19 protein-coding genes are annotated in these 26814 nt (G+C 51.3%); 9 read left to right on the top strand and 10 right to left on the bottom strand.

Features of this window, described 5'->3' with window-relative positions; translation table 11 throughout:
- The first annotated feature begins 262 nt into the window (after nucleotides 1–262).
- The 3 genes from FJM74_RS14355 to FJM74_RS14345 all read left to right on the top strand — a co-directional run bounded on the left by FJM74_RS14355 (nucleotide 263) and on the right by FJM74_RS14345 (nucleotide 5623).
- Nucleotides 263–2116: a M61 family metallopeptidase gene (locus FJM74_RS14355; RefSeq protein WP_187263313.1), complete on the top strand. Its 1854-nt coding sequence runs from the start codon at nucleotides 263–265 to the stop codon at nucleotides 2114–2116.
- Nucleotides 2117–2531: 415 nt separating this feature from the next.
- Nucleotides 2532–4814: a TonB-dependent receptor gene (locus tag FJM74_RS14350; protein WP_241739176.1), complete on the top strand. Its 2283-nt coding sequence runs from the start codon at nucleotides 2532–2534 to the stop codon at nucleotides 4812–4814.
- Nucleotides 4814–5623 (top strand): DUF4249 domain-containing protein, encoded by an 810-nt coding sequence (locus tag FJM74_RS14345; protein ID WP_187263311.1) that lies wholly within the window; start codon nucleotides 4814–4816, stop codon nucleotides 5621–5623. The genes FJM74_RS14350 and FJM74_RS14345 overlap by 1 nt, the downstream gene beginning before the upstream one ends.
- A 259-nt stretch (nucleotides 5624–5882) precedes the next feature.
- Here the strand turns inward: FJM74_RS14345 and FJM74_RS14340 are convergent, their stop codons facing one another.
- From FJM74_RS14340 to FJM74_RS14325, 4 genes are all read right to left on the bottom strand, one after another.
- Nucleotides 5883–6695, bottom strand: a complete 813-nt coding sequence (locus FJM74_RS14340; RefSeq protein WP_187263310.1) for a purine-nucleoside phosphorylase — start codon at nucleotides 6693–6695, stop codon at nucleotides 5883–5885.
- A 354-nt stretch (nucleotides 6696–7049) separates the two neighbouring features.
- The gene (gene sppA / locus FJM74_RS14335) at nucleotides 7050–8813 is read right to left on the bottom strand and encodes a signal peptide peptidase SppA (protein ID WP_187263309.1); all 1764 of its coding nucleotides are present in this window, start codon (nucleotides 8811–8813) and stop codon (nucleotides 7050–7052) included.
- Nucleotides 8814–9016: 203 nt separating this feature from the next.
- Complete coding sequence (locus FJM74_RS14330) at nucleotides 9017–10285, bottom strand: replication-associated recombination protein A (protein ID WP_187263308.1); 1269 nt, start codon at nucleotides 10283–10285, stop codon at nucleotides 9017–9019.
- Nucleotides 10286–10439: 154 nt separating this feature from the next.
- On the bottom strand, nucleotides 10440–13307 hold the full coding sequence (locus FJM74_RS14325) for an MBG domain-containing protein (protein ID WP_187263307.1): 2868 nt from the start codon (nucleotides 13305–13307) through the stop codon (nucleotides 10440–10442).
- Nucleotides 13308–13809: 502 nt separating this feature from the next.
- Here FJM74_RS14325 and FJM74_RS14320 point away from each other — a divergent pair.
- Nucleotides 13810–15102, top strand: coding sequence for a serine hydrolase domain-containing protein (locus FJM74_RS14320; protein WP_317175562.1), 1293 nt, complete (start codon nucleotides 13810–13812; stop codon nucleotides 15100–15102).
- 195 nt (nucleotides 15103–15297) lie between these two features.
- Nucleotides 15298–16215, top strand: a complete 918-nt coding sequence (locus tag FJM74_RS14315) for a DMT family transporter (protein ID WP_187263306.1) — start codon at nucleotides 15298–15300, stop codon at nucleotides 16213–16215.
- A gap of 240 nt (nucleotides 16216–16455) precedes the next feature.
- Here the strand turns inward: FJM74_RS14315 and FJM74_RS14310 are convergent, their stop codons facing one another.
- The gene (locus FJM74_RS14310) at nucleotides 16456–17100 is read right to left on the bottom strand and encodes an NAD(P)-dependent oxidoreductase (RefSeq protein ID WP_187263305.1); all 645 of its coding nucleotides are present in this window, start codon (nucleotides 17098–17100) and stop codon (nucleotides 16456–16458) included.
- 272 nt (nucleotides 17101–17372) lie between these two features.
- Here FJM74_RS14310 and FJM74_RS14305 point away from each other — a divergent pair, with 272 nt between their 5' ends.
- The 4 genes from FJM74_RS14305 (at nucleotide 17373) to FJM74_RS14290 (ending at nucleotide 19300) form a co-directional block, all read left to right on the top strand.
- Nucleotides 17373–17768 (top strand): group III truncated hemoglobin, encoded by a 396-nt coding sequence (locus FJM74_RS14305; protein WP_187263304.1) that lies wholly within the window; start codon nucleotides 17373–17375, stop codon nucleotides 17766–17768.
- 78 nt (nucleotides 17769–17846) lie between these two features.
- Entirely contained in the window at nucleotides 17847–18089 is a 243-nt protein-coding gene (locus tag FJM74_RS14300) for a cupin domain-containing protein (protein WP_241739174.1), read from the top strand.
- 37 nt (nucleotides 18090–18126) lie between these two features.
- Entirely contained in the window at nucleotides 18127–18618 is a 492-nt protein-coding gene (locus FJM74_RS14295; protein WP_194350013.1) for a hemerythrin domain-containing protein, read from the top strand.
- A 244-nt stretch (nucleotides 18619–18862) separates the two neighbouring features.
- On the top strand, nucleotides 18863–19300 hold the full coding sequence (locus tag FJM74_RS14290) for an RrF2 family transcriptional regulator (RefSeq protein WP_187263302.1): 438 nt from the start codon (nucleotides 18863–18865) through the stop codon (nucleotides 19298–19300).
- Between the two features lie 510 nt (nucleotides 19301–19810).
- Here the strand turns inward: FJM74_RS14290 and FJM74_RS14285 are convergent.
- From FJM74_RS14285 to lpdA, 5 genes are all read right to left on the bottom strand, one after another.
- Nucleotides 19811–20791, bottom strand: a complete 981-nt coding sequence (locus FJM74_RS14285) for a YpdA family putative bacillithiol disulfide reductase (protein WP_187263301.1) — start codon at nucleotides 20789–20791, stop codon at nucleotides 19811–19813.
- Nucleotides 20784–21374 carry a GNAT family N-acetyltransferase gene (locus FJM74_RS14280; RefSeq protein ID WP_187263300.1) on the bottom strand — a complete coding sequence of 197 codons (591 nt, stop codon included), beginning with the start codon at nucleotides 21372–21374 and terminating at the stop codon, nucleotides 20784–20786. Before FJM74_RS14280 ends, FJM74_RS14285 begins: the two co-directional genes overlap by 8 nt.
- A 382-nt stretch (nucleotides 21375–21756) precedes the next feature.
- Nucleotides 21757–23082 carry a DEAD/DEAH box helicase gene (locus FJM74_RS14275; RefSeq protein ID WP_187263299.1) on the bottom strand — a complete coding sequence of 442 codons (1326 nt, stop codon included), beginning with the start codon at nucleotides 23080–23082 and terminating at the stop codon, nucleotides 21757–21759.
- 670 nt (nucleotides 23083–23752) lie between these two features.
- On the bottom strand, nucleotides 23753–24865 hold the full coding sequence (locus FJM74_RS14270; protein WP_187263298.1) for a fatty acid desaturase family protein: 1113 nt from the start codon (nucleotides 24863–24865) through the stop codon (nucleotides 23753–23755).
- A gap of 415 nt (nucleotides 24866–25280) precedes the next feature.
- Nucleotides 25281–26675, bottom strand: a complete 1395-nt coding sequence (gene lpdA, locus FJM74_RS14265) for a dihydrolipoyl dehydrogenase (protein ID WP_187263297.1) — start codon at nucleotides 26673–26675, stop codon at nucleotides 25281–25283.
- Nucleotides 26676–26814 lie beyond the last annotated feature (139 nt).

Below are 26814 nucleotides of genomic sequence, written 5' to 3'. Positions count from 1 at the left end.
CTCTGCTGCTTTTGCTGCTGCTGAAATGGACTTAGGCAACAGGATTGCCTACCAAAAATGCTTCGGGATGTTCGACAACCTTTGTAGAGAGCCCCTTCTTCACAGATTTGTAATATGAAAGTACGTAGTCGAAATTACTACCTTATAACCTGGCGAAGTGTGCACATGCGCAGCAGTTGCATAATCGCGGCAGCCTGCCAGCAGCATACCCAAAATGGCCGCCTTTTCGTTAGCTAATTATCCGTAACCAAAAAACCTGCACATGACGCTTCGCAAAACGTTTATACTCCTGGGGATGAGCCTGTTCCTGCAACTGACTGCCTTGGCTCAACAACCCGGGCAATACCGCTTTACTCTCGACCTGACAAAGGTGCAGAACGACAGAGTAATGGTAAGCATGCTCGCCCCGGTTATCAGCCAGCAGGATATTGTGTATAACATGCCCAAGATCGTACCCGGCACCTACTCTATCTCCGATTTCGGCAAGTTTTTAACCGAATTCAAAGCGTTCGACAAGAATGGCACGGAACTCAAAACGGAGCAACTGGACCAGAACCGCTGGAAAATAAGCAATGCCACCGCCCTGCACAAAGTAACCTACTGGATAGACGACACCTTCGACACGCCGAAGCGCGAGGACGTGATTTTTGAACCGGCCGGCACCAACATAGAAGAAAACAAAAACTTCCTGCTCAACACCTTCGGCTTTATCGGCTACTTCGACAACATGAAGCAGGTGCCCTATGAACTCAACATCACCAAACCGTCGGGTTTCTACGGCTCCACTCCCCTGCAGGCCGTATCGACCACCGCCACCTCCGACAGGTTCCTGGTCGACAACTACGTGGATCTGGCCGATAACCCCCTGATGTACAACGTGCCCGACACTACCGTGCTGCGGCTCGGCAATACCGAGGTCCTGGTATCGGTGTACAGCCCATCGGGCAAGGTAACTTCCGGGCCCGTGGCTGCCAACGTGCAGGACATACTGGAGGCACAGCGCAGCTACCTGGGCGGCACCCTGCCCGTAGACAAATACGCCTTCCTGATCTACGTGCCGGAGAAAGTGGGCAAGTCCGGTTCGTACGGAGCGCTCGAGCATTCTTACTCCTCGGTTTATTTCCTGCCCGAAATGCCCGAAGCACAATTCACCTCCACCGTGCGCGATGTGGCGGCCCATGAGTTTTTCCATATCGTGACCCCGTTGGCCATTCATTCTGAGGAGATCGGCAACTTCGACTTCATAGACCCTAAAATGTCGAAGCACCTGTGGCTGTACGAGGGTGTTACGGAGTACTTTGCCTCCCATGTGCAGATCTACGAAAAGCTTATCTCCCTAGAAGAGTACATGGACAAAGTGCGCGAATACATCTACATGGCCAGCACCTACAACGACACACTACCCTTTACCGAAATGAGCGCCAGGGTACTGGAGGAACACGAAAAGCAGTACCCGAATGTATACCAGAAAGGGGCCCTGATCGGGCTGGCGCTGGATGTGCGGCTGCGGGAGCTGTCGGAGGGGCAATACGGGCTGCGCAACCTGATGCTGGACCTGGCCAAGACCTACGGCAAAGACCAGCCTTTTCAGGACGATGCCTTGTTTGATAAGATTACAGAGCTGACTTATCCGGAGATCAGGGAGTTCTTTAGGAGTTATGTAGAAGGTCCGGAGCCCTTGCCACTACAGGAGACATTTGCAAAAGTAGGCATCCACTACGAGCCCGACGGCACCCAAACCGTTAACTCCTATGGTGGCTTCGTGCCTGGCCTGGACCAGGAAACCGGTCGCATTACGGTGGCGGAGACAGGCGAGATGGATGAATTCGGGCGAAAGATCGGGTTCAGGCCCGGTGACCAGCTCCTCTCCATGAACGGCAAGGAAATAACTCCCGAAACAGTGCGCGACGTGATCGGTGTTGAGTTGCAGCAGGCCGCTCCCGGAAGCAAAATTGAGTTTATGGTGGCCCGGCCTAACAAGGCCGGCAAGCTGAAGAAAAAGAAACTCAAAGGCCGCGTAACCGCAACAGAAAGTTTTGTGATGCACCGCCTGGAGCCCGCCCCTGCTCCTACAGGCCCTCAGCTGGAACTGCTCAGGGCCTGGCTGAATTTGTAAGGCCAAGCGCCTGGCTGTCCGTCAGGTTAAAATATGTTGCTTCGGTATAAACAATCAGTTCCTTGGCCAGTTACTAAGACAGAAATCTATACCTTTAAACAACTTGTCGGATGCGGGGCCTGATTATAGTTCTAAGGTAACAGGCCGCATGCTTGTCGTTGTTCTAACAAAGTTCTGCCAGATGCAGCAGCCACAGGAGCAGCTAATTGCTCCGGAGGGCCATTTTGATTCGCATAATTTAGTTTAATGTGCTATTGGTTTAATGTGCTGATGTGCTAATTATTCAATTTGGGATTGTGAAGCACTGAAAGCTTTTGGAAAAGGAAATGAATGAGCAAACAAGAAACTTTTAACTATTAACTTACTACCCCCCTTCATGCGCCTGCCCTCTTACCTGCCTTCTTTATTCCTGCTTATGCTACTGTTCCTGGGTCCCGTAACTAGGGCGCAGGTTGTAAAAGCTACCATTAAAGGTCAGGTGCAAACGGCTTCTGACGGGCAGCCACTGCCTGGAGCAACCGTGGGAGTTCCCCAACTGGGCATCGGCGACATTACCGATGGCAAAGGTTTTTACAGCTTCGGGCTGCCGGCCGGCGACTATACGCTACAGGTTACTTTTATCGGCTACGAAACAATTTCCCGGCAAATCACGGTCAATAGCTCCAGCCAAACCATAAATTTCAGTTTACAGGATGCCGGCAATGTGCTGCAGGAGGTGGTGGTGGAGGCCAATACCCTGCGCCAGAAACTTAACACCCCCCGGATGAGTGTTGAGCTGCTTACCTCCACAGAAGCCAAACTCCTGCCTGCCCTGTTCGGAGAAGTTGACCTGATTAAAACGCTGCAGCTCAAGCCGGGCGTGCAGTCTGGCGGTGAGGGTGCTTCGGGGCTTTATGTGCGTGGCGGCGGCCCCGACCAGAACCTGGTGCTGCTCGATGATGCCGTGATCTACAACCCCGCCCACCTGTTCGGCTTCTTCAGTGTGTTTAACCCTGATGCTGTGCGGAGTGTAGAGCTTTATAAAGGTGGATTCCCGGCGCAGTTTGGCGGCAGGCTATCGTCGGTGGTGGATGTGGAGCTGAACAAGGGCAACCCCGAAAAATTTACGGCCACCGGAGGGCTGGGCCTTATTTCCTCCCGCCTTACGCTGGAGGGTCCTATGGCCAAAGACAAGGCCTCTTTCATCCTCTCGGGTCGCCGCACCTACTCCGATGTCTTTACCCGCCTGCTGAACAAGGCCAATGAGGGCAGCGCCGACTACAGCCCCATCCCCGACTATTATTTTTACGACCTCAACGGGAAGTTCAACTACCAGCTATCCTCCAAAGACGAACTGACCTTCAGCAGCTATTTCGGCAGAGACTTCTTTAACTTCAGCGACAACAACTTTAAAGTAGGGTTTGACTGGGGCAACTCCATGGCTTCGCTGCGCTGGCGCCACCGCTTTAACGCCGGGGCCTTTGTAACCACCTCCGTCTCCACAAGCAATTACCAGTACACCATAGCCAACCAGATAGAAGAGTTCTCCCTCCGCCTACGGTCCGATATACAGGACTTTACCCTGAAAACCGACTTTAACCTGACCCTGAACGACAGGCACCACCTGAAGGTAGGGGCCATGGCTACCAGCCACAGCTTTACGATTGGCCGCCTCAACTTCGGCGGGGGCGACGACAGGTTTTCGGTATCGGCCGGCAACAGTTTCAGGGCAACGGAGTTCGGCACCTACATTTCTGACGATTTTGAAGTGAACTCCCTTCTGACCCTGAACTATGGCCTCCGGTTTTCGGGGTTCAGCAACAAAGGCAAAAACTATTTCGGCCTGGAGCCCCGCGCCTCGGCCAAATACAACCTCACCGAGACCCTGGTGCTTAAGGCAAGCTTTGCCAGCATGATGCAGTATATCCATCTGGTGGCCAACTCCGGCGCCTCGCTGCCTACAGATGTGTGGTACCCATCCTCCCCCAACGTGAAGCCGCAGCGATCGCAGCAGGTAGCCGTAGGAGCCAGCAAGCTATTAGGAAAAGGCAAATACCTGCTCACCAACGAAGTCTATTATAAATGGATGCACAACCAGCTCGACTTCCGCGATGGCGCCAACCTTTTTGTAAACGACAGCCTGGAGAACGAGTTCTTGTTTGGCAAGGGCGAAAGCTATGGCAATGAGCTGTACCTGGAGAAGATAACGGGCAAAACCACCGGCTGGATCGGCTACACCCTCTCCTGGACCTACCGGCAGTTCGAGGGCATAAACGACAGCCGCAAGTTCCCGAACCGCTACGACCGCCGCCACGATATAAGCGTGGTGCTGCTGCACCGGCTCAACAAGCGCATCAGCCTGACAGGCGCCTTTGTGTACGGCACTGGCAACGCCTACTCGCTGCCAGTGGCCCGCTTTGCCATGCAGGATGTAGAGGGCCGCTCCGCCTCCATTATTCCCATCTACTCCGAGCGCAACAGCTTCCGGCTGGCCGCCTACCACCGCCTGGACCTGGGCATGGTGCTGAAGCTGAGGCCGAGGCGCGGCGAGTCTGACCTCACCTTCAGCGTGTACAATGCCTACAACCGGCGCAACCCGTATTTTGTGTATTTCGACCAGGTAAATGAAGAGGATGATAAGACGCCTGTCGCTTTTAAGGCCAAGCAGGTGTCGCTTTTCCCGGTTATTCCTTCTGTTACTTATAACTTTAAATTCTGATGAAGCAGAGGCTCTTTTTTTCTTATATGCTGCTGCTGGCGCTGCTGGCAACCGCCTGCGACCTTCAAAAAGACATAGAAGTGGAGTTGCCCCCTTACGAGCCGGAACTGGTGGTAGAAGGATACCTGGAATATGGTAAGCCCTACCGCATAACGGTGCTCGAAAGTTCCAGCTACTTCGACAAACCGGAGGTCCCGCTGGTGCCCGATGCAAAAGCCTATATTACTTTCCGTGGCCGCCGCATAGAGTTACATTACCAGCCTCACGCAGACCAGGTGCACAACAAATACTATACCCACCGCTCCGATGAGGTTATGCGGGGCCGGCCCGGCGATGTATACACCCTGGAAGTGAGCGATGACCGGGGTCGCAAGGTAACTGCCGTTACCACCATTCTGCCTCATGTGCCTATCGATACCATAGAATGGCGCTTTAACACCAGAGAGGAGGCACTGCTGCTGACTTCCTTCCAGGACGATCCGGACCGCGCCAACTACTACCGCTATGTAGTGCACCGCGACAGTGTGGAAAGAGCATCGGCCCGCGAAATTGTGACCGACGACGGCCTGACCAACGGCCAGCTGGTAACCCTGGGAGGCGGCTACAACTACGCCAAAAACGATACGCTCATTATCTCGCTTTACCATATCGAGGAGAAATACCACGACTTCCTGCGCTCGACCTCAGATGCCAAAAGCTCAAACGGCAACCCGTTTGCACAGCCATCCCGCATAAAGTCTACCGTGGAGGGTGGCATTGGCGTGTTCACGAACCTGGTGTACGACCGGAAGATGATCATCATCAAATAGCGGATATTATGCAGCAGCACCTGCGGAGGGGCTTTTTCATTCGAATAATCAGTTTAATGTGCTGATGTGCTAATTATTCAATTTGGGAATTCTTCCATTTGAAAATTTGGAAATGAATTATTCACATTTTTAATGAACGACTAACGCATACCTCTTATTTTTTAACTTTAGAAGAGTCTTTCGTCCTTTTTTGCCTCTGGAGGGCCCTTTTCATTCGAATAATTCCGCACCCAATTGGCAGTGGTAACACCCGCAGCGCCTACTGCTGCCTGATCAGCTCCCGGATCAGCAGGGTCATGCGGGGCTCGGCTTTGGCGGCTGCCTCCAGGATATCGGCCAGCGCTACTTTCTTTATTCTGTCGGGGGTGCACATGTCGGTTATCACGGATATGGCAAACACGGGCAGGTCCATGTGGCGGGCAGCAATCACCTCCGGCACCGTAGACATGCCCACGGCATCGGCCCCGATCATAGACAGGTAGCGGTATTCGGCCTTAGTTTCCAGCATGGGGCCGGGCACACTCACATACACGCCTTCCTGCAGATCGAAGTCAGCATCTTCGGCTATGACCATGGCCTGCCGGATCATTTTTTCGTCGTACACCTCGCTCATGTCGGGAAAGCGCACGCCCAGCTCCTCCAGGTTTCTGCCTACCAGCGGGTTGCCTGGCAGCAGGTTAATATGGTCGGTGAGCACCATCAGGTCGCTTGTTTCGAACTGTGGGTTCAGGCCGCCTGCCGCATTAGACACGAATAGCTTCTGCACCCCCAGCAGCTTCATCACCCGCACCGGAAACACCACCTGGTTCATGGTATAGCCCTCGTAATAGTGGAACCGCCCCTGCATCACCACCACGTTTCTTTTGGCCAGGGTTCCAAAAATCAGCCTGCCGGAGTGGCTCTCTACCGTAGAAACCGGGAAGTTTGGGATATCTGCATACGAAAGGCTGTACTGTACCTCTATCTCCTTTACCAGCCCTCCAAGCCCGGTGCCCAGTATGATCCCGAATTCAGGTGTAAACCCTTCTACCTGTTGCTGTATAAAAGCCGCTGATTCCTGTAGTTGCTGCATTTTTTAATGTTGAATTTTGATTGAATGATTGAGTGCGTTTAGAATGAGTGAATTTTGAAAAGGTGAATAAGTGCTTTAACCTGTGGCTTTTACGATGATGTTGCGCTGGCTTTGGCTGCTCTTCATCTGTTCAGAAGGCACTCTTCCAAATTATTATAATGAAAAAGGCCCTTCAAGGCAAATTCTGCCGCAGTTGCTGCTACAGTACAAAGCCTCGAAAGGCAGGTTATCTGTCTCGAACTCAAAATTAACAAATTCACGCATTTAATATTCATTCACTCATTCAAAACCAAAAGCCGCTCCCGGAATCAAATCCGGGGGCGGCTTTTGGGTGTTTCAGGCTGTTTCTGCAGCTTACTGTATCGAGAGCTCGTAGGGCATGCGGGCTTGTATGCCCTGCAGGTTCTCAACTTTCTTGTAGAGCTGGTACATGGGGTAAAGTTCACCCATCTCTGCTTTCACGGCACGTTCTTTTACCTGTGAGCCCATATCGCCCAACAGGCCTTCGAACAGGGATTTGGCGCGGGGCAGCTCCCGCAGGCGGTAATCGTCTTCTATGCCAGCCCGGGCAGCAGCAATCTCGATGGCTTTCTCCAGGCCGCCATGCACATCTACCAGTTTCCGCTCCTTGGCCTCGATGCCTGACCATACCCTGCCGGAGGCGAACTCCTTCAGCTGGTCCTGGGTCATGTTGCGCCCTTCAGCGGCTTTGCTGGTAAACACCTCGTAAATCTTGTTTATCTCGCGCTGTACCACCTCCTTCTCAAAGTCGGTCATGGGGCGGCTGATGGTCGGCACATCGGAGTACTGGCCGGTGCTCACCCTGTCGGTGGTAATGCCGAGCTTGTTCTTAAAAAAGCCTTCCATGTTGGGCACAATGCCAAACACCCCGATGCTGCCGGTAATGGTGTTGGGGTGCGCCACAATAGTATCGCAGCCCATGGCCAGGTAGTAGCCACCGGAGGCAGCCACATCAGACATAGAGGCAATAACGGGTTTTACTTTTTTGGTGAGCTGTATCTCGCGCCAGATCACATCGGAGGCAAGGGCGCTGCCGCCCGGAGAACTGATGCGCAGCACCACCGCCTTGGTGCGCTCGTCGAGGCGGGCCGTGCGTATGGCCTCGGCAAAGCGGTGGCTGCCGATGTTGTCCTCCTTGCCCTCGCCATCCACTATGTCGCCTTCCGCATAGATAACGGTAATCCTGTTTTTCGACGAAGATTTCTCCTCCGATCCTTCTGCCTTCTTGTATTTGCTGAGTTGGATCAGGTTCAGTTTCTCGTCATCCTTCAGCCCTGCCTGCTCCTTCATATAGGAAATGGCTTCGTCATGATACCCCACGTCTGTGATCAGGCCCAGCCTTCTGGCATCCTCGGCATCACGCACCAGCATGTTGTTCGATATATCTTTCAGTTCCTCCAGGGTCTTGCCTCTTGCCTGGGCAATGTTCTGCAGCTGGTAATCGTTTATGGAGTTCAGGAAGGAGTTCATCTGGGTGCGGTTGGCCTCGCTCATTTTTTCGAGGAAGAAAGGCTCCACGGCACTTTTAAAATCACCTACCTTAAAGATCTGGGCCTCGATGCCGAGCTTCTCGAGGGTGCCTTTAAAGAAAAAAACTTCGGAGCTGATGCCATTGAACTCCAGCGAGCCCAGCGGGTTCAGGTAAATCTTGTCGGCTACGGAAGCCAGGTAATAGGCTTTTTCGGAGGTGACATCGCCGTAAGACACAATGTATTTGCCCGACTTCTTAAACTCGATCAGTTCGTTGCGGATTTCCTCCAGCTTGCCCATGCCGGCATCCACAAAGCCCATGTTCAGGAAAATACCGTTTATGTTCTCATCCTGGGCAGCCTTGCGGATGGAGGCCTTTATCTGGTCCAGGCCATCGGTGCTGGAGAAGGAACCAAATGAAAAACCGAGCTCCTGAAGCGGGTTGTTCGGATCTCTTTCCGCAATTTTCCTATCCAGCTTCAATTCCAGCACAGAGTTCTCGGATATTTCTACTTTACCTTCGGAAGCGGTGGCGGCTACTATGCCGATCATGATCAGCATACCCACAAAAAAGAATATGAACAGGCCCAGTATAGTGGCAAGTACATACTTCAGAAAATTCAACATGCGTTATTTAAGGTTTTAGTAAGCGATAGAATGGCCGGTGCAGGCCTTTTACTACAATAAACAAATTTACTCCTAATAGTTCAACGGATGTACGTGCGTTTTTCTACTATTATACCAACAGGCCTTTTTTATAGACGAACTGATGGTTAAACATATTTTATTTCTGAGGGCTGATGTCCGGGCCAGGCACAAAAACGCTGCTCTCAGTACCGGTACTTGTTTCCCCACTGCGACTTCAGCTGCTTGCGCATGTCATTTTCCCGGGCATTCTGCCCCGGATCGTAGAGTATTCTGTTTACAACGCTATCGGGCATAAACTCCTGGGCCACAAAATTGCCGCTGTAATCGTGGGCGTATTTGTAGTTGCTGCCATAACCGATCTCCTGCATGAGCTTGGTAGGGGCGTTGCGCAGGTGCAGGGGCACGGGCAGGTTGCCGGTTTGCTGCACCAGCTGCTTAGCCTGTTTTATGGCCTTGTAAGAAGCGTTGCTTTTAGGCGATGTGGCCAGGTACACCGTTGCCTGCGACAGGATAATCTCTGCCTCTGGATACCCGATCATCTGCACCGCCTGGAAACAGGAAGTAGCCATGAGCAGGGCATTCGGGTTAGCCAGCCCGATATCTTCTGAAGAGGAAATGAGCAGGCGCCGGGCAATAAACTTGGGGTCTTCGCCGCCCTCTATCATGCGGGCCAGCCAGTACACGGCCGCATTAGGGTCGCTGCCCCGGATGGATTTAATAAAGGCCGACACCAGGTCGTAGTGCATCTCACCGGACTTGTCGTACATCACGATGTTCTGCTGTGCCACCTGCTGCACCATCTCGTTGGTTACCACCACCTGCTCGCCTTTTACCCCCTCGGCCACAATCTCGAGCAGGTTGAGCAGCTTGCGGGCATCGCCCCCTGATATGGTGAGCAGCGCCTCGTACTCCTGCACCGTCACGTTCAGGTTACGGAGCCATTCGTCTTCGGTCAGGGCTTTGTTCACCAGCGCAATCAGCTCGTCTTTAGACAAGTGCTTGAGTATGTACACCTGGCACCGCGACAAAAGGGCCGAGATTACTTCAAAAGAAGGATTCTCTGTAGTGGCGCCTACCAGCGTGACGGTGCCTTTTTCGACGGCGCCCAGCAGCGCGTCCTGTTGCGATTTGTTAAACCGGTGGATCTCGTCTATAAACAAGACAGTGCCGTGCCGCTTGCGGGCCTGCTCAATTACCTCGCGGATGTCTTTCACGCCGGAGTTTATGGCGCTGAGGGCTACAAAAGGCAGCTTCATCTGGTTGGCGATGATATTGGCCAGAGTGGTTTTACCTACGCCGGGAGGCCCCCACAGAATCATGGACGGAATGACCCCGCCTTCTATATAACGCCTGAGGATGCCGTTTGGCCCCACCAGGTGCTGCTGCCCTGCATATTGGTCGAGGGAGTGGGGGCGCATGCGCTCGGCCAGTGGTGTGTTCGGTTGAATCATCAGCAAAAATATTAGCCCCAAAGTTAATCAAAATGGAGCGGACTCCCTTTCAGGAGAAGCAGAAATGGGAAACTGCGATCTACCAAACCTGCCATCGGCAGCAGCAGCAGGAGCTGTCATGCTGCTGGAGGGGCTTTCTGATTGGAATAATTGATCACTCTTTCACCAGTTTCAGCACCTGCCTGTAGTTTTTGTTTGTGCGAAGCTGAACAAAATACTGGCCGGGCCGAAGCTGAGCATCCAGGTTCAGCGTCAGGTCGCCGGTGGCATTTGGTTGCAACTGCCCCCGCCACACCACACGGCCGGTAATGTCATGCACCAGCACCTGCACCGGCTGCCGCTCCCCTATTCCGCTAATGATTACCTGCCCGTTGGTGGTCGGGTTAGGGTACAGCATCACTTCCGGCGTGGCGGGGATGGCAGCCACCGCAGAAGTAGGCGTCATTACCTTTAAGGTGCCCGAAGCCTGACCTGCATAATTTTCATTTGTAATAACGGCCAGCACGGCATACTCGCCAGCTGCCACAGGTGCTTGGGTGCTGCCATTGTAGGTTACCAGCACCTCTAAGCCGGCAGGCGTAGTGGCATACGAAACCCGTATTGGTGCCCCTGTATGGGGTTGCTCCAAACCAGAAAGTGTAATTACAGCAGCGGCTTTGGTGATGGTCAGAGTGCCTGGAACATATGCAAACGAGTAGTTTTCATCCTCTCCACCTGCCACCAAAATCGGGTAAGTGCCTACCCTGCTGGCTGTGGTGGCCGTAGTGGTGGCAGATGGTGCTTTGCTTAGATCTGTGGCTTTATCGCCGATTACAAAACCGCTGTATGTTAACGAGAGTGTCGGGTTTTCCTGGCCAAACACCCGCTGCTTGTCATCGGCCTGCGCTGTGAGTTCCTTCTTAGAGACGGTAAAGCTGCGTTCTACTGCCGGAGCTGCATTATAATTGGCGTCCCCTGCTTTCGTAGCGCTTACGGTTACTACTCCGGCACCTGTTATAGTCAGGGTATGGCCGGAGAGCGTAGCAGGACCCGACACGATGCTGAAGCGAATGTCGGTATCTGCTCCGGTGCCTGAGGCCGATAGCGCAAAGGGAGCATCGCCATATTGCTTATTGGCCGGAGCCCCAAAAGTGAGTTGCTGGGGCGCTTTGCCGATAACCAGTTCTGCCGTGGCCTGCCCTGTGTAATTTGGGTCCGTGATAGTAGCGACTACAGGATAGGACCCGGCGTTTACGGGTGCTGTCGCCTGGCCGTTGTAGGTAATGGTGGTGCTGAGGCCGGCTGGTGTGGTGGTGGCTGTAACCGTGCGGGGCTGGCCGGTATAGAGCTGCTCCAAACCGGAAAATGCGATGGTGGCCATTGCCTTTACCACCGTCAGCACACCCGGCTCATAGCTAAGGGCATAGTTAGCAGCCTCGCCTCCGGCTACCACAATAGGATAAGTCCCGACAGGACTTGTGCTGGTGGCAGCCGTAGTAGCAGTTGGGACCTTTGAAAGGTCAACAGCGTTATCGCCGTTCACGAAACCACGGTATGTAAGGGTAAAAGCAGGATTTGCGGCACCGAAGGCCCTTTGCTTGTTATCGGCTGTAACGGTAAGCTGTTTTCTGGCAACGGAGAAACTACGCTCTACAGGTGTGGCGGCATTGTAGTTTGCGTTCCCGGCCTTGGCAGCCCTTACCTTTACTTCACCGGCTCCCGTTATGGTCAGTGTATTTCCTGCCACCGTCGCCGGCCCTGACACAATGGTATAGCTGATGGCCGTATTGGCTCCGGTGCTGCTGGCCGATAGCTCGAAAGCGGCATCGCCATAGGTTTTATCTGCCAGCGCCGGAAAGGTGATTTGCTGTGTTGCCTTGCCGACCACAAGTTCGCCGCTCGCCTGCCCGCTGTAGTTAGGGTCAGAGATGGTGGCCACTAAGGCGTAGGTCCCGGCAGTGGTGGGGGCAGCCGTTTTGCCATCGTAGGTGATGGTGGTACTGAGGCCGGCCGGCGAAGTGGAAGCTGTTACCGTGCGGGGCTGGCCGGTGTAAGTCTGCGTCAGGTCAGATAGGGTAATGGAGCCCGCAGCTTTCTGAATAAGCAGTTCGGCCTCTTTAGAAGCAGCTGCGTAATTTGCCTGTTCGGCCAGGGTTGCCCGGAGCTTTACGGTGCCAGCCTTTACCATAGTAACGGTTCTGTTTCCTGTGCCCGACAACTGCACTTCTCCTGTTCCTCCCGCCACTACACTGTAATTAATGGTTCCGGCTACATCTGCTGTTGCTGCCAGGTTAAAGGCGTTATCACCGAAGGTTTTGGTAATATTATTGAACGTGAGGTTTGGGGTGGCTTTCTTTACTACAAACGTTTGCTCCACAGCCTGCGCCGCATCAAAATTGATGTTTCCTGCCTGTGTGGCCCTGATCTTTACAGTGCCTGCACCGGTTACTGTTACTTTATTGCCAGCCACGGTGGCCGGCCCGGAAGTAACAGAAAAAACAACCGGGTTGCCTGAACCTCCTCCTGTAGCTGAAATTGTAAAGGGCGCAAGGCCGTATGTCTTATCCGGAATGGCAGGAAAAGCGATGGACTGGGTACCTTTTGTGATGGTAACAATAATATCGCGGTAAGCCTGGCGGTACTTAAAATCCTCGGCTACGGTGGCACGGAGCAGTACGGTGCCCTGCTTCACGGTTTGCAGCATCTGGTTGTTTGTGCCCGATAAGGTTGCCTCTCCGGTGCCGCCCGGCAATATGCTATAGGTAATAGTGCCCGAAGAGTTGGAGTAGGCCGTGAGCCGGACTGGGGTGCTTGAAAACGGCTGTTTATAATCAAAGAAATCGCTAATCTCAGGATATGGTTTTTCGCCCCCATTCTCCAAAAAACCTAAAGAGCCCGTTGATGTAGAAAAAGGTGCGCCTGGCGATGGTGCCGCCGCCATACCCCTGGCCAAACCAGGCAAGGCAAAAACCAGGGTCAATAGAAATGCAACGCTGCAAAAGTCTCTTAGAGGAAGATTATCAGGAGTAAAGCTTTTTCTCATATAGTATTCTTTGTCATTTGTCCTTCAGACGGCATCTTTTCACTTTTCGGGGGCTTGCTGGCGCACCAAAAGCAGCAGCGCCCGTCACCCCTCGAAATACGCATTATCAAAAATATAGCAGAAGAAATATAATCCTGTTCACATACCTTGCCCTGCCGAAAAGGTTGCAAATTACCAGAACAATGTAAATTAGAATATAAATCAAAATAATTGCTGCCAGAAAACAAGAAGCTATTTGCAGGTGGCAACTTCTTTATCCGGACCGGAAAAGAAAAAATAATGACTGATTTTACTTCCTTTCGCCAGATTTTTGCCTTCAAATATCTGATCTTGCCATAAAGCTATTCAGCAATCGATCACAAACAAGCATCCACCAAATTATACCAATCAAAAAGCCCCTCCGGAGGCGCTGCTACTCCTGCTGCTGCTCCAGGTTTTCGGTTAATCTATATACTATCCGCCATATTCTTCTTAAATTATGGCCGCAAATAAACGACTTATTATGATGCCCAAACACTTACTGACGCTCCTGCTTTGCTTAAGCTTTATGGTAACCTTTGCCCAGAAATCTGCTTTTCCTGTTCTAAAGGAAGGCAAGCCAGAGAGGGTTGGCATGAGCACAGAGCGCCTGAACCGGCTGAACCGGGTGGTGCAGGAGTATGTAGACAAGGGCCACATACCCGGCGCCGTGACCATGATTATTCGCAACGGTACCATTGTGCACTACAAGAGCACAGGCTACAGCGATGTGGAGCAGGCGACCGCACTTCGCCGCGACGATATTTTCAGGATCGCCTCCCAGACCAAAGCCATAACCAGCGTAGGTGTGATGCTGCTGTTTGAAGAAGGTCGCCTGCTACTCGACGACCCCATCTCGAAGTACATCCCGTCTTTCCGGAACCCGCAGGTGCTTGATCAGTACAACCCCGAAGACACCACTTATACCACGGTACCGGCCAAACAGGAAATCACGGTCCGGCAGCTGCTCACGCATACCTCCGGCATCAGTTACGCCGGCATTGGCCAAAAAAATGCGGTAGCCATTTATGCCAAGCACCAGATCCCGAGCGGCATAGGTACACCGGAGGGCAAACTATCCGATGCCATGCTGGCACTTGCCAAACAGCCCCTGGTGCACCAACCCGGAGAGCGCTTTACCTATGGCCTCAACACCGACCTGCTGGGCTACCTGATAGAGGTGGTATCGGGGCAGCCACTGGACCAGTTTTTCAGAACCCGCATTTTTGAGCCGCTCGGCATGAACGACACCTTTTTTTACCTGCCTGCCGACAAGCAAAACAGGCTGGTGCGGCTCTATACCGAAAACAAGGAGAAGCAGCTGCAGCTTACGCCCATGCGTGCCGGCCTTACGCCCGATTTCCCGAAAGAAAACGGCACCTACTTTTCAGGCGGAGCTGGACTGTCATCTACCGTGTACGACTATGCCATTTTTCTGCAGATGCTGCTCAATGGCGGCGAGTACAAAGGCAGGCGCCTGCTGAGCCCGGCCACCGTACGGCTGATGACGACAAACCAGATCGGAGACCTGAACCAGGGCATCAATAAGTTTGGCCTGGGCTTCTCTGTGGCCACCGACCGCACCGCTGCCCGTTTGCCTGTTCCGGAAGGCGCTTTTGAGTGGGGCGGCATTTTTGGCACCACCTACTGGGCCGATCCTGAAGAGGGAATTGTAGCGCTCATCTACACACAAAAGTACCCCAACAGCTACAACGACCTAAGCGACAAGTTTAAGGTGATGGTGTACCAGGCCATTACAAGATCTAACCAGCGTTAAAAACCTATATAGTGTTTTAAGCACCTGCCGTAAAACCTGTCTTGCAGCAGCCGGAACAGTAGCAGCATTAAAGGGCTCCGGAGGTCGTTTTTGATTGGAATAATTTATGCTCCGCGCTACACTGCCAAAGCCCCGGCAAAGCAGCGCTTTGGAGGCTGGTTCGGAACACATGTTTATTTGCCGTACCTTTGCACCATGAATAAGCAAGTGCAGGTGCATGGGGCACTTTTTCTGGTGGCCCTGATCTATGGCAGCAACTACAGCATAGCCAAAGAAGTGATGCCCGAGTATGTGGGCCCTTATGGGCTGATCGTGATTAGAGTAGTGTCGGCGGCCATTTTCTTTGGGCTGCTCTCGAAGTTGGTGGTGAAGGAGAAAATTACCGGCTGGGCCGATAACATGCGCTCGATAGCCTGCGGGGTAACGGGCATCGCCATAAACCAGCTCTGCTTTTTTGGCGGACTAAACCTTACCGCGCCCATAAATGCCGCTCTCCTTATGGTGATAAGCCCGGTTACGGTGCTGATCTTTTCGGCACTGCTGCTGAAAGAGCGTGTCGGATCGCGCAAGATTAGCGGCATTGTGGTGGCCTGCCTGGGCGCGCTCCTGCTTATCAGCGGTTCACAGAGCGCTGACGTACCCGGCAACTGGCTCGGCGATGTGCTTATTATCCTGAACGCGACAAGCTTTGGCATGTACCTGGTGCTCGTAAAGCCGCTTATGGCCAAGTACAAGGCCATTACCGTTGTGAGCCGCATTTTTCTGGTGGGTGCCGTTATAGTGCTCCCTTTCGGCTTTAACCAGGCGCTCACCCCCGAGTACAGCACTTTCCCGGCAGAAATCTGGGCTGCCATCCTGTTCATGATTATCGGGGTAACGGTTATTACGTACCTGCTCAATGCCTGGGCGCTGGCGTATGCAAACCCTTCGCTGGTAGGCATCTACATTTACCTGCAGCCTGTGCTGGCCATACTCATTGCCGTTTGGTTTGGGAAAGATGTGTTTACAGTGCAGAAAGCGCTGTACGCCCTAATGATTTTCGGAGGGGTGTACCTGGTCAGCAGAAACAACCAACCGGGTCAGCACAAATCTGAGGAGGCACCAGCCACCTGAGGCAGGCAACAGCCAAACAAAAAGCCACCAGGTAGTAGCAAGACTACACCCTGGTGGCTTTTTGTTTGTGGCGAGTTAATGATAGCCAGGAAAGGATAAGAGATTTTCCTGGCCATCCTACTCAGCCGCAAGGCCATCAGCAGAGTAGCGTATTGCCCGATTATTTGAATGAAAACAACCCTCCGGAGCTTTTGCTGTTCCGGCTCCTGCGCCATGTGTGGCTACAGGAAATAAGCGGCGTCAGTACCCTACCGTAAAGCGTTGCCGGATAAACCGGGGGTTCTCCAGTTCGTCCAGCAGCGCCACGGCATAATCATCGTACGAAATGGAGCTCTCTCCTTTTTCGTCGGTAACAGGGTTCTCGGTGCCTATCCTGAACTTGCCGGTGCGCTCTCCGGGGCCTATCATGATGGCGGGGCTGAAGAAGGTCCAGTCCAGGTCTTTCTCCTGCCTGTACACCTCCAGCGAGTCGCGCTGGGCAGAGGCTCCTTCGCGCCAGTCGGCCGGGAACGCAGGGCCATCTACGAGCTGCAGCCCAGGTGCTGCGTATAAACTTCCGGCGCCCCCCACATTGATCAGTCGTTTAACCCCAGCCTTTTTGGCAGCCATGATAGCGTCCCTGGCTGCCTGCACATGCAGGTTGTACTTTGTGCCTGGTCCCCAGCCCGGGCTATAGGCCACCACTACCGCGTTGTGCCCCTTAATGATCGTGGCAATTTGTTCGGGCTGCAACAAGTCGCCCTGGGTTACCACCAGGCTCTCGTTCTCGATGGTCAGGTTCTCTGGTTTGCGCACAATGGCCGTCACCTGATGCCCTCTGCTCAAAGCTTCTTTGGTAATATGGGAGCCTATATGGCCGCTGGCTCCTACAATGGCTATTCTCATGGTGTGTCTTATTATAAGCGATGTATATTTTTTTATTAATATTTACAATATATATTTTAAAACGGTAATTTTCTTGCAAAATCAACAATATAATTCATAAAATAGCGGCTCAAGTTGTAAACTTGTTAAAATTATATTTAAGACCGCTTTGTCTTTTTTGTTTTTAGTTTATACATTTGTGCTATACCTTCAATGGATGTACTACGTATAGAAACTAAGCAACGTGTGCTCAAAGAACACGGCATTAGAAGGACTAAAAAAAGCTGAATGACATGGTAACGAAACCAGATATAACCGAACTGGAGGACATAAAACTGATGGTAAATGAGTTTTACAGGCTCGTGCGTAATGACGAGTTGCTGGCCCCCATTTTTCTTTACGAACTAAACACCTACTGGGTAACGCACCTGGAGAAAATGTATTCCTTCTGGAATGCCGCCCTGTTCGGGGAAAAAGGATACTCAGGCAACCCGTTTGCCAAACATGCCACCGAGCTGATAAGTAAAGAGCATATTGAGAGGTGGCTGCATCTCCTACATGCTACCATTGATACTTTCTTTGAAGGATCAGTGGCAGAGGAGGCCAAGAATAAGGCAGTGGTAATGGCCACCACGTTCGAAGAGCGGATTGAAAACGCCAGAGACAAAGATATTATGGCGCTTGTGTAAACAGCTTGCCAGGCTAAAACTGGTAAAGGCAGACCGCTGAAAATAAAAGCTTCTTAAAAAATTAAGAATTATATGGAAATGAAGGAAATATATGGCAACCCGTCCTACAAGGTGCTAAAGCTTGTGTTAGCCTCCGGCGAGGTCATGCCGCGTCATTTCGTCACGTCAGATGCCTTTATCATGGTGGAGCAGGGTCAGGCGAACATTACCTTTAAGAGTGGCGACACTGTGCTGGCTTCCGGCGATACGCTGCACATCCCAGCCCGGGAACCGCACAGTGTAGCTGCCTCTGAAGATTTCAAAGCTTTCATCGTTTTTTAGCAACCCGCTCACCTCACCATTCCTCACCCTACGTTTTATGGAAAAGAAACCGATTAAAAGAAGTCCGCATATTGTGGTGCTATCGCGGGAGCATCATACCGGCCTGCTGTTCTGCTGGAAAATAAGGCAGGGCCTGAGAAAGGACACCGACACTGCCCGGATAAAAGCTTATGTGGCGTATTTCTGGAGCAACCACCTGGAGCAGCACTTTGCCGAGGAGGAAGAGCACCTGTTCCTGAAGGTGCAGGATGCCATGTGCCAGGAGGCCTTGCAGCAGCACACCGACATACGGTTGCTCATAAGCCAGATAACCGCTCCTGCCACCGCCCCCACCCCCGAGCAGCTCCACCAGCTGGCAGACACAGTAGACCGGCATATCCGCTACGAAGAGAGAGAGCTCTTTCCGCATCTGGAGCAAGTGCTCGATCAGCAGGAACTCATCCGTATTGGCGCCGCGCTGGAGGCCTCCCATAGCAATCCCCTCCCAGACGACTTCCCGGATGAGTTCTGGGTGAGAAACAAAAGCTAAGTGGCAGTACCAGGATGCCTATACTGATAGGTACTTGTGCATTTTCTTAAGTGGAAGATCTGGGAATTTGAAGATTTGAAGATGAGCAGGGAAACGTAAATCTTTGCCTGGTTTTTAAGTCCTAACTTAAGAAAAGTCCTGTGTCTTAGAAAAAGCCTTCGGAGGGCAGTTTTTATTTAAATAATTTCATTTCTGACCTGACAGAGGCTGGCTGTAAGCAACAGGAAACAGGCAAACAAATAAGATGATCTCTAAAGCATGTAAATATGGCATTAGGGCCACCGTTTTTGTGGCCTCCAAAGCGGGACCCGGTATTAAACTAAATGTGAAGGAGATTGCAAGAGAGGTAGACGCGCCAGAAGCATTTACAGCAAAAATACTGCAGATCCTGAACAAGCACCGCATCATCACCTCACTAAAAGGCCCTTATGGCGGCTTTTTCGTTGAAGACTACCAACTGGAGCAGCCAGCCATCCATATCGTAAACGCAATAGACGGCATGGCTGTGTTCCGGGAATGCGGCCTGGGCCTGAACCAATGCTCTGAGACCCACCCCTGCCCTATGCATCATAAATTTAAGGCAGCCCGGGACCTGCTGCGCGAGGTGTTCCAGAAAACCACCATCCGGCAACTGGCTGCAGAAGTGAACCAGGGCACCTCCTTTATCAACAACCTGCCCTAAAATGCTATAAGGCGGCAAATTAGCTTCCTAACCTACAACGTTCCGGACAGGGCGATCTCACCAAAAGACTATACTGCCAATATTATATCTGAAGATGGTGTAACGGCTATGCCTTCGCTATTGCCTCGGGCGCCTCCTGTTTATACCCCCTGAATTTCAGCTGTTGATCATCAGCTGCAGCAGGGCCTGCGCCTCCGGAGGGGGCTTTCCATTCAAATAATTGCTGGTTGCTGATTGTTACATGGTCTAATTGTTAAACGGGCGATTTTTGATTTGATGATTTGGAGATGTGAAAATTTGGAAATAAATTCTTCAGATTTTTAAAAAATAATCAATACTCAACTCATAACTCTTAACATCAGGAGAGCCCTGTGTCCATTTCAGCAGCAGCTGAAAGTTCCGGAGGGGGCTTTTCATTCAAATAATCGGTAGCGGCATCATAAAAGAAAAAAGCTTCCGGGAAGTTTTTTCCTCAGAAGCTTTTCCTGATTTGTGGCAGAAAATATTTTGCTAAGCGCCGGCCGTTTCTTTTGCTGCAATGTGGTCTACAATAAGAGTAGCGTGCTCGCGTGAGTTTTCAATAAACCAGACATGTGTATCCATGCCACCGCAGATTACGCCGGCCAGAAAAACATTCTTCATGTTCGTCTCCATGGTCTCGCGGTTATAAAGTGGGTAGCGCTTATAGTCGTTGGTGAGCTGCACGCCTATTTTTTCCAGGAACGAGAAATCGGGCTGATAGCCGGTCATGGCCATTACAAAATCGTTCTTGATCGTTACAATCCCGTCCAGCGTCTCAATATCAACCTCATGCTCCCGAATCTCGGTTATGCCAGCCTGGAAATACGCTTTTATGGAGCCTTCTTCGATGCGGTTTTCCAGATCGGGCTTTGTCCAGTATTTTATGCGGCCCAGGGTAGGCTCGCGCACCACCATGGTTACTTCCGCTCCCTTGCGCCAGGTTTCCAGCGCCACGTCGGCCGAGGAGTTGTTGGCACCCACCACCAGCACCTTTTGCTTGTAGAAATAATGCGGGTCGAAATAATAATGCCTTACTTTAGGCAGTTCCTCGCCCGGCACGTGCAGCAGGTTAGGAATGCCATAAAAGCCAATGGCTACAATAATATGCACGGTGGTGTAGGCACCCTTGCTGGTAAGCACCTGGTAGTCGCCGTTTTCCTGGGTTACCACGCCCGTTACCTCCTCAAAAAGGTTAACATGAAGCTGCTCTGCTTCGGCTACTCTGCGGTAATACTCCAGCGCCTCTGCCCGCCTGGGCTTTGCGTTCACCGACGTAAACGGAATCCCGCCTATCTCCAGCCGGTCGGCCGTGGAGAAAAAGGTCATGTTGAGGGGGTAGTTGAAAATAGAGTTCACCAGACAACCCTTGTCCAGGATCACATAGCGAAGACCTTTTCGTTTGGCTTCGATGCCAGCGGCCAGCCCGATAGGCCCGGCCCCGATAATGATGATATCCAGTTTATTATGCAAGGCTTACTTCTTCCTGATTTGCAGATGCTGTAACAGTATATTCAGAGACACCCGCTTCGGAGAGAACGTGCTTCATGACGTGCATGCCCCGAAACTCTTCTTTCATCTCTGGTGTATCCTGCACAAAGGTAGCACATTTCCTGAAACCGGACCGCTCATAAAACTGAATTACTTCCGGGCTGCTATCCATGGCTTTAAGCCAGACAATACGCTTACCTTGTTGGCGGGCATAATCCAGCGTAAACCTGACCGCCTCAGCACCTATCCCTGAACCGGAAACAGCCCTTATAATATAGACCCGCTCCAGCTCCAGGCATTCCTCTTGGTTGTACCCCTTCAGCACCTTATCGTTTATGAGTTTCAGGAAACCTACCAGGTTGCCCTGGTAATAGAGCATAAAAAAGGCTGATTTAGGGTCAGTCCACTCGCGCAGGATGGTATGATAATTAAAATGCTGTTTTACATATTGCATGCCGCCATCGTGCCACAGATAGGTGTAATGCTCGTTGTAAGAGGTAATAGCTATATTGATCAGATCGGGCAGATCTCCTTTGGTGCAAGGTGAAATGATGATATCTTTCATGATAATTTTTAATTTGATTTGTAGCTATGGCAATTTTGACCAGGCCCGCTACACTTTAAACAGTAATAGTAAAAAAACAGGCTGCAAACTTAATACCACTCTCTCAAACTTACTAGTTTTGGCTCTTTTATTTAGTAAGGGCATTTGCAGTATTTAATTTTCAGCACTTATATTTACCGCTATTTTATCATCCTGCATCACTTCAGGGCCTTTATTTTAACAAAATAACATTTATTGATTATAAGTGCAAACACAGGCCATATATGGTGTAAAATTGTTCTTTCCCTATAATTCCTGCTAAAGATAGGGTTCCCTTTTAAATAAAAAAAACTCCTGCCAGTACTATACCGGCAGGAGTTTTTTTTATTCTTGTACGAGCAGCTTACGCTTGCCTCGTTCTTGGCTTGTTATCCCAGCGTCTGTTGCCGCCTGCATTGTTACCTGCCGGCCTGGGCGATCCCGCTGCTGCGCCTTCCCTTCTGCCGCTTCCGGCATTCGCTGGTCTTCGGCCTCCGCCGCCACCGCGCTGCTTTTGCTGCTTCACGGTACTGGCCGCCTCGGCAAAGTCTTTGGCTGTCATGGGGTAAGGGTGGTTGTCGATTACCGGAACAGCCTTCGAAATAAGTTTCTGAATGCTTACCAGGTACGACGTCTCCTCGGCATCGCAAAACGAAAGGGCTGTACCGCTGGCTCCGGCGCGGCCTGTGCGGCCAATGCGGTGCACATAGGTCTCCGGCTCATTGGGGAGCTCAAAGTTGATCACATGGCTCAGGTCGTCCACGTCAATGCCGCGGGCTGCAATATCAGTTGCTACCAGTACCCTGGTGGAGCTGCTCTTAAAGTTGTTGAGGGCACGCACGCGGGCGTTCTGCGACTTGTTGCCGTGAATTGCCTCGGCCTGTATGCCTGCTTTGCTCATGTCTTTGGCCACGCGGTCTGCTCCGTGCTTGGTGCGTGTAAATACCAGCGCCCGGTCTATTTCGCCATCCTTCAGCAGGTGAATCAACAGGTTCTTCTTATCTCCCTTCTTCACGTAATACACTGACTGCTTAATCGTGTTGGCCGTAGACGACACAGGCGTAACCTCCACCTTGGCAGGGTTTACCAGAATGGTATCGGCCAGCTTCGTGATTTCAGGGGCCATGGTGGCCGAGAAGAACAGCGATTGTTTTTTCTCAGGAAGCACCTTCAGCACTTTCTTTACGTCATTCACAAAGCCCATGTCCAGCATGCGGTCGGCTTCGTCGAGCACGAAAAGCTGCACGTGTTGCAGCTGCACATACTTCTGCGCCATCAGGTCGAGTAAGCGGCCTGGTGTGGCAACCAGTATATCAATGCCAGCCCGTAGCGCGTCGGTCTGCGGACGTTGTGGAACGCCACCAAATATGACGGTGCTCTTCAGTCCGGTGTGCTTGCCGTAGGCTAATAAGCTGTCGCCGATTTGTATGGCCAGTTCACGAGTGGGAGTCAGGATCAGGGATCTTATTTTTCTGGGCCCGTTTTGCTGCGGCTGGCTATGCAGTAACTGCAGAATCGGGATAGAGAAAGCAGCCGTTTTGCCGGTGCCTGTCTGGGCGCAACCCAAAATGTCTCTTTGCTCCAGTATGTAAGGGATGGCTTGTGCCTGAATGGGAGTTGGTTGTGTATAACCTTCTGTTTGCAGAGCTCTTAAGATCGGCTCTATTAAATTTAATTTCTCAAATGTCATGTAATGGTTTTTCTTGATGCGTGCTGACCCTGCTTCTTTTTATGCGGATCAGTTAAAGTGATAGATGTGAACGTGCTTGTCAGTCTTACCTGTGTTTGGCGTTGACAAGAAGTATACACTCACTTATACTTTCATCAACCTTTAAACCAGCAGTAAAGTTCTGGTTTATGACTTAAGAGCGAAGAGTTGAGAGATATTGTACAAAAGGCATAGTATCTAATCTAACTCTAATAATTGTGGCAACAAAGGTAGCGCAAATAACATTCATTTCCTAACAAAACAACTTGGCCAAACATCCGGCCAGTCTGCGGCTTCCTATTCGGGCACTATAAAGTCGGTGGAAGATCAGCATTTCTCGGCGCTGCCGAGGTGCCCGGAAAATAACCAGACTGCGTATCAGGGCCCCGGACTTGTGCAGCTAAAAACACCTCCGGAAGGGCATTTTCATTTGAATAATTTGGTGTTGGTTGCTGATTGGTTGTTGCTGATTGTTGATGAGGAAATTTGAAGATGAACAGGAAAACACAAGTTGAATCTTAACTTTTCACTCATAAAGAGTCCTGTGTCTTCTGTCCTGAACAAGCCTCCGGAAGGCCTTTTCATTCAAATAATTGCTCCTAGGACACGCCCGTAATGCAGGGCTCCTTTGTTCAGGACTGTATCTTTGAGCTTAGCCGATGGCCTCGTTCCAGGCTGGCAGTTTGCCAAAGCGGTGGAGCGTGGCTATGTGTGAGCGAACCGCCCGCCCGAAGGTTTCATTCTCCAGGTAGGGTATGCCAAACTCTTCGGCTGTTTGCTGTACGATCGGGGCAATGGCGGGGTAGTGCACATGGCACACCCTCGGGAACAGGTGGTGCTCTATCTGAAAGTTAAGCCCGCCCACATACCAGGAGATAAACTTGCTTTTTCTTGCAAAATTAACCGTGGTGTTCATCTGGTGAATGGCCCAGTCATTTTCTATAATACCATCCTCCGTGGGCCGCGGATGCGTGGTGCCCTCTACCGTATGCGCCAACTGGAAGACCACCGTAAGCACGATGCCTGCCACAAAGTGCATCACAAAGAACCCGAGTAGCACCTCTGCCAGCGGAATATTGAAAAACAAAACCGGTACGGCCAGCACTATAAAAAAGTAAATCGCCTTTGTATAAATCAGCTTAAACAGGAACACCCTGTTTTGTGCCTTTGTATTGGCATTTACCCCATTTCTTTTAAAAAGCGCGTACTGCACAAAATCTTTGGCAACTACCCAATACAAGGTCAGCAGGCCGTAAAAAAAGAAGGCGTAAACCCACTGCAGCTTATGGTAAAACTTAACCTTGGTATGCGGCGAGAAGCGCAGCACCAGCCTGTCCTGAATGTCCTCGTCCATCTCCACCACGTTGGTGTAGGTGTGGTGCAGAATGTTGTGCTGCAGTTTCCAGTTAAAAGCGGAGCCGCCCACCAGGTTGAGTGTGTAGCCCATGCCCGCGTTTACGGCCTTGCTGCTAGAGTAGGCACCGTGATTGGCATCGTGCATAATACTCATACCAATGCCAGCCACACCCAACCCCATTACAAACCAAAGCATCAGGCTCACGCCTAACGACGGCTGCAGGGCCAGCAGCAGGATAAACGGCACTATATAACACAGCAAAAGCACTGCGCTTTTTATAATCATGGAATTGTTTGCATTGCGGGAGAGATTGTTCTCCTCAAAATAAGCGTCTACGCGTTTTCGTAAGGTGGGGAAGAACAGGCTCTTGTCTTTGCTAACAAATTTTATTTTGCCTTTTTGACTCATAGTTTTATTAAGATTGATTGGGGGAAATGGCAGGAACAGCCCAAAAGGAAAAGTAAAATCTTCTGGTAAAAATCACGGCACATGCATTACAATAACGGGTAATTTATAACTTTAAGTTCATAAAAATAAATATTCGCTAAAGTATTTATACGTATGTGCTGCATTACCCGGAGGCGTCTGGGTTGAAATTAAGTTAACAGACAGAATATTTTCCTCAGCGAACGCCTCAGAAAAGCAAAGTATTGGAAACCATCTTTTTTGACACTGGGCCGATTTCTGGAAGAGGAGAGTTTTACACAGGTGCGGTTGAAGTGAGTGGTTTTAATACGGACCAGCGAAAATCCATTTTTCATTTAAACAAAAAGCGGCAGAAAGAAATCTTCCCGCCGCTTTTTGCTTGTGTGACCGCTACATCCTACAGGTGGATCACTTCGTCGTAGGCAGCCGCTGCCGCTTCCATAATGGCTTCGCTCATGGTTGGGTGCGGGTGTACTGATTTGATGATCTCATGGCCGGTAGTTTCCAGCTTGCGGGCAACCACAACCTCGGCAATCATTTCGGTTACATTGGCGCCGATCATGTGCGCGCCCAGGAACTCGCCATACTTGGCATCGAATATCACTTTCACAAATCCGTCTTTGGCACCAGCGGCACTTGCCTTACCAGATGCAGAGAACGGGAATTTGCCTATTTTAATCTCAAGCCCCTGGTCACGGGCAGCTTTCTCGGTAAGCCCCACCGAGGCTACCTCAGGAGAGCAGTAAGTGCAGCCAGGTATGTTGTTGTAGTTGAGAGGCTCCGGCTTAAGGCCGGCAATTTTCTCTACGCAGATAATGCCCTCGGCAGATGCCACGTGCGCCAGTGCAGGGCCAGGCACAATGTCGCCGATAGCGTAAATGCCGTCTACATTGGTTTTGTAAAAATCGTCGACCAGCACACGGCCTTTGTCCGTTTTAATGCCCAGCTCTTCCAGGCCCAGGTTCTCCAGGTTCGTCTGGATACCTACTGCCGACAGCACAATCTCCGCTTCCAGCGTCTCTTCGCCTTTGGCTGTTTTTACTTTGGCTTTGCAAACCTCGCCGCTGGTATCTACCGACTCTACGCTGGCATTGGTCATTACCGCAATGCCCGCTTTTTTAAAGGATTTCTCCAGTTGCTTCGATACTTCCTCGTCTTCTACCGGCACAATGTTCGGCAGATACTCCACTACTGTTACCTTCGTACCGATGCTGTTGTAGAAGTAGGCAAACTCTACGCCTATGGCTCCTGAGCCAACCACGATCATAGACTTAGGCTGTTTCTCCAGCGCCATGGCCTGGCGGTAGCCGATAATTTTTTTGCCGTCAATCGGCAGGTTTGGCAGCTCTCGGGAGCGCGCACCGGTTGCCAGTATGATATTACCGGCTTCCACTATTTCTTTTTTACCTTCTGCGTTGGTAACTTCTATTTTTCCTTTACCGGCTAGCTTGCCGGTTCCCATAATCGCATCGATCTTGTTTTTGCGGAACAGGAACTGAATACCTTTGCTCATGCCTTCGGCCACACCACGGCTGCGCTTAATGACTGCGCCAAAATCAACAGAGGCTTCGCCTATGCTGATGCCGTAGTCAGCGGCATGGGTAATGTATTCGAATACGTTTGCGCTTTTCAGCAAGGCCTTGGTAGGAATACAGCCCCAGTTCAGGCAGATGCCCCCCAGCGACTCGCGCTCGATAACGGCTACTTTCAAACCTAGCTGCGAGGCGCGGATAGCCGCCACATACCCACCAGGACCACTACCAATAACTACTAAATCGTATTTTGATGCCATAATGTCTTTTATATAAGTGATTGAGCAAAATTAAACGATAATCCCAATAACGCAAAACCGCTTTTAGCTTCCGCAGCCTGGCCATTTTTAGCACTATTTCTGCTTGGTGCCTGCACAACCGCCCGGATAAAGCGCCATA

The sequence above is a fragment of the Pontibacter beigongshangensis genome, assembly GCF_014332515.1.
Lineage (GTDB): Bacteria > Bacteroidota > Bacteroidia > Cytophagales > Hymenobacteraceae > Pontibacter > Pontibacter beigongshangensis.
This window is presented reverse-complemented; position numbering and strand designations above follow the sequence as displayed.

What these genes read in the sequence shown, in the direction of transcription:
- FJM74_RS14355 (WP_187263313.1), top strand. Translation starts at nt 263, where the DNA reads ATGACGCTTCGCAAAACGTTTATACTCCTGGGGATGAGCCTGTTCCTG.
- FJM74_RS14350 (WP_241739176.1), top strand. Translation starts at nt 2,532, where the DNA reads ATGCTACTGTTCCTGGGTCCCGTAACTAGGGCGCAGGTTGTAAAAGCT.
- FJM74_RS14345 (WP_187263311.1), top strand. Translation starts at nt 4,814, where the DNA reads ATGAAGCAGAGGCTCTTTTTTTCTTATATGCTGCTGCTGGCGCTGCTG.
- FJM74_RS14340 (WP_187263310.1), bottom strand. Translation starts at nt 6,695, where the DNA reads ATGCAGCAACTACAGGAATCAGCGGCTTTTATACAGCAACAGGTAGAA.
- sppA (WP_187263309.1), bottom strand. Translation starts at nt 8,813, where the DNA reads ATGTTGAATTTTCTGAAGTATGTACTTGCCACTATACTGGGCCTGTTC.
- FJM74_RS14330 (WP_187263308.1), bottom strand. Translation starts at nt 10,285, where the DNA reads ATGATTCAACCGAACACACCACTGGCCGAGCGCATGCGCCCCCACTCC.
- FJM74_RS14325 (WP_187263307.1), bottom strand. Translation starts at nt 13,307, where the DNA reads ATGAGAAAAAGCTTTACTCCTGATAATCTTCCTCTAAGAGACTTTTGC.
- FJM74_RS14320 (WP_317175562.1), top strand. Translation starts at nt 13,810, where the DNA reads ATGATGCCCAAACACTTACTGACGCTCCTGCTTTGCTTAAGCTTTATG.
- FJM74_RS14315 (WP_187263306.1), top strand. Translation starts at nt 15,298, where the DNA reads ATGAATAAGCAAGTGCAGGTGCATGGGGCACTTTTTCTGGTGGCCCTG.
- FJM74_RS14310 (WP_187263305.1), bottom strand. Translation starts at nt 17,100, where the DNA reads ATGAGAATAGCCATTGTAGGAGCCAGCGGCCATATAGGCTCCCATATT.
- FJM74_RS14305 (WP_187263304.1), top strand. Translation starts at nt 17,373, where the DNA reads ATGGTAACGAAACCAGATATAACCGAACTGGAGGACATAAAACTGATG.
- FJM74_RS14300 (WP_241739174.1), top strand. Translation starts at nt 17,847, where the DNA reads ATGAAGGAAATATATGGCAACCCGTCCTACAAGGTGCTAAAGCTTGTG.
- FJM74_RS14295 (WP_194350013.1), top strand. Translation starts at nt 18,127, where the DNA reads ATGGAAAAGAAACCGATTAAAAGAAGTCCGCATATTGTGGTGCTATCG.
- FJM74_RS14290 (WP_187263302.1), top strand. Translation starts at nt 18,863, where the DNA reads ATGATCTCTAAAGCATGTAAATATGGCATTAGGGCCACCGTTTTTGTG.
- FJM74_RS14280 (WP_187263300.1), bottom strand. Translation starts at nt 21,374, where the DNA reads ATGAAAGATATCATCATTTCACCTTGCACCAAAGGAGATCTGCCCGAT.
- FJM74_RS14275 (WP_187263299.1), bottom strand. Translation starts at nt 23,082, where the DNA reads ATGACATTTGAGAAATTAAATTTAATAGAGCCGATCTTAAGAGCTCTG.
- FJM74_RS14270 (WP_187263298.1), bottom strand. Translation starts at nt 24,865, where the DNA reads ATGAGTCAAAAAGGCAAAATAAAATTTGTTAGCAAAGACAAGAGCCTG.
- lpdA (WP_187263297.1), bottom strand. Translation starts at nt 26,675, where the DNA reads ATGGCATCAAAATACGATTTAGTAGTTATTGGTAGTGGTCCTGGTGGG.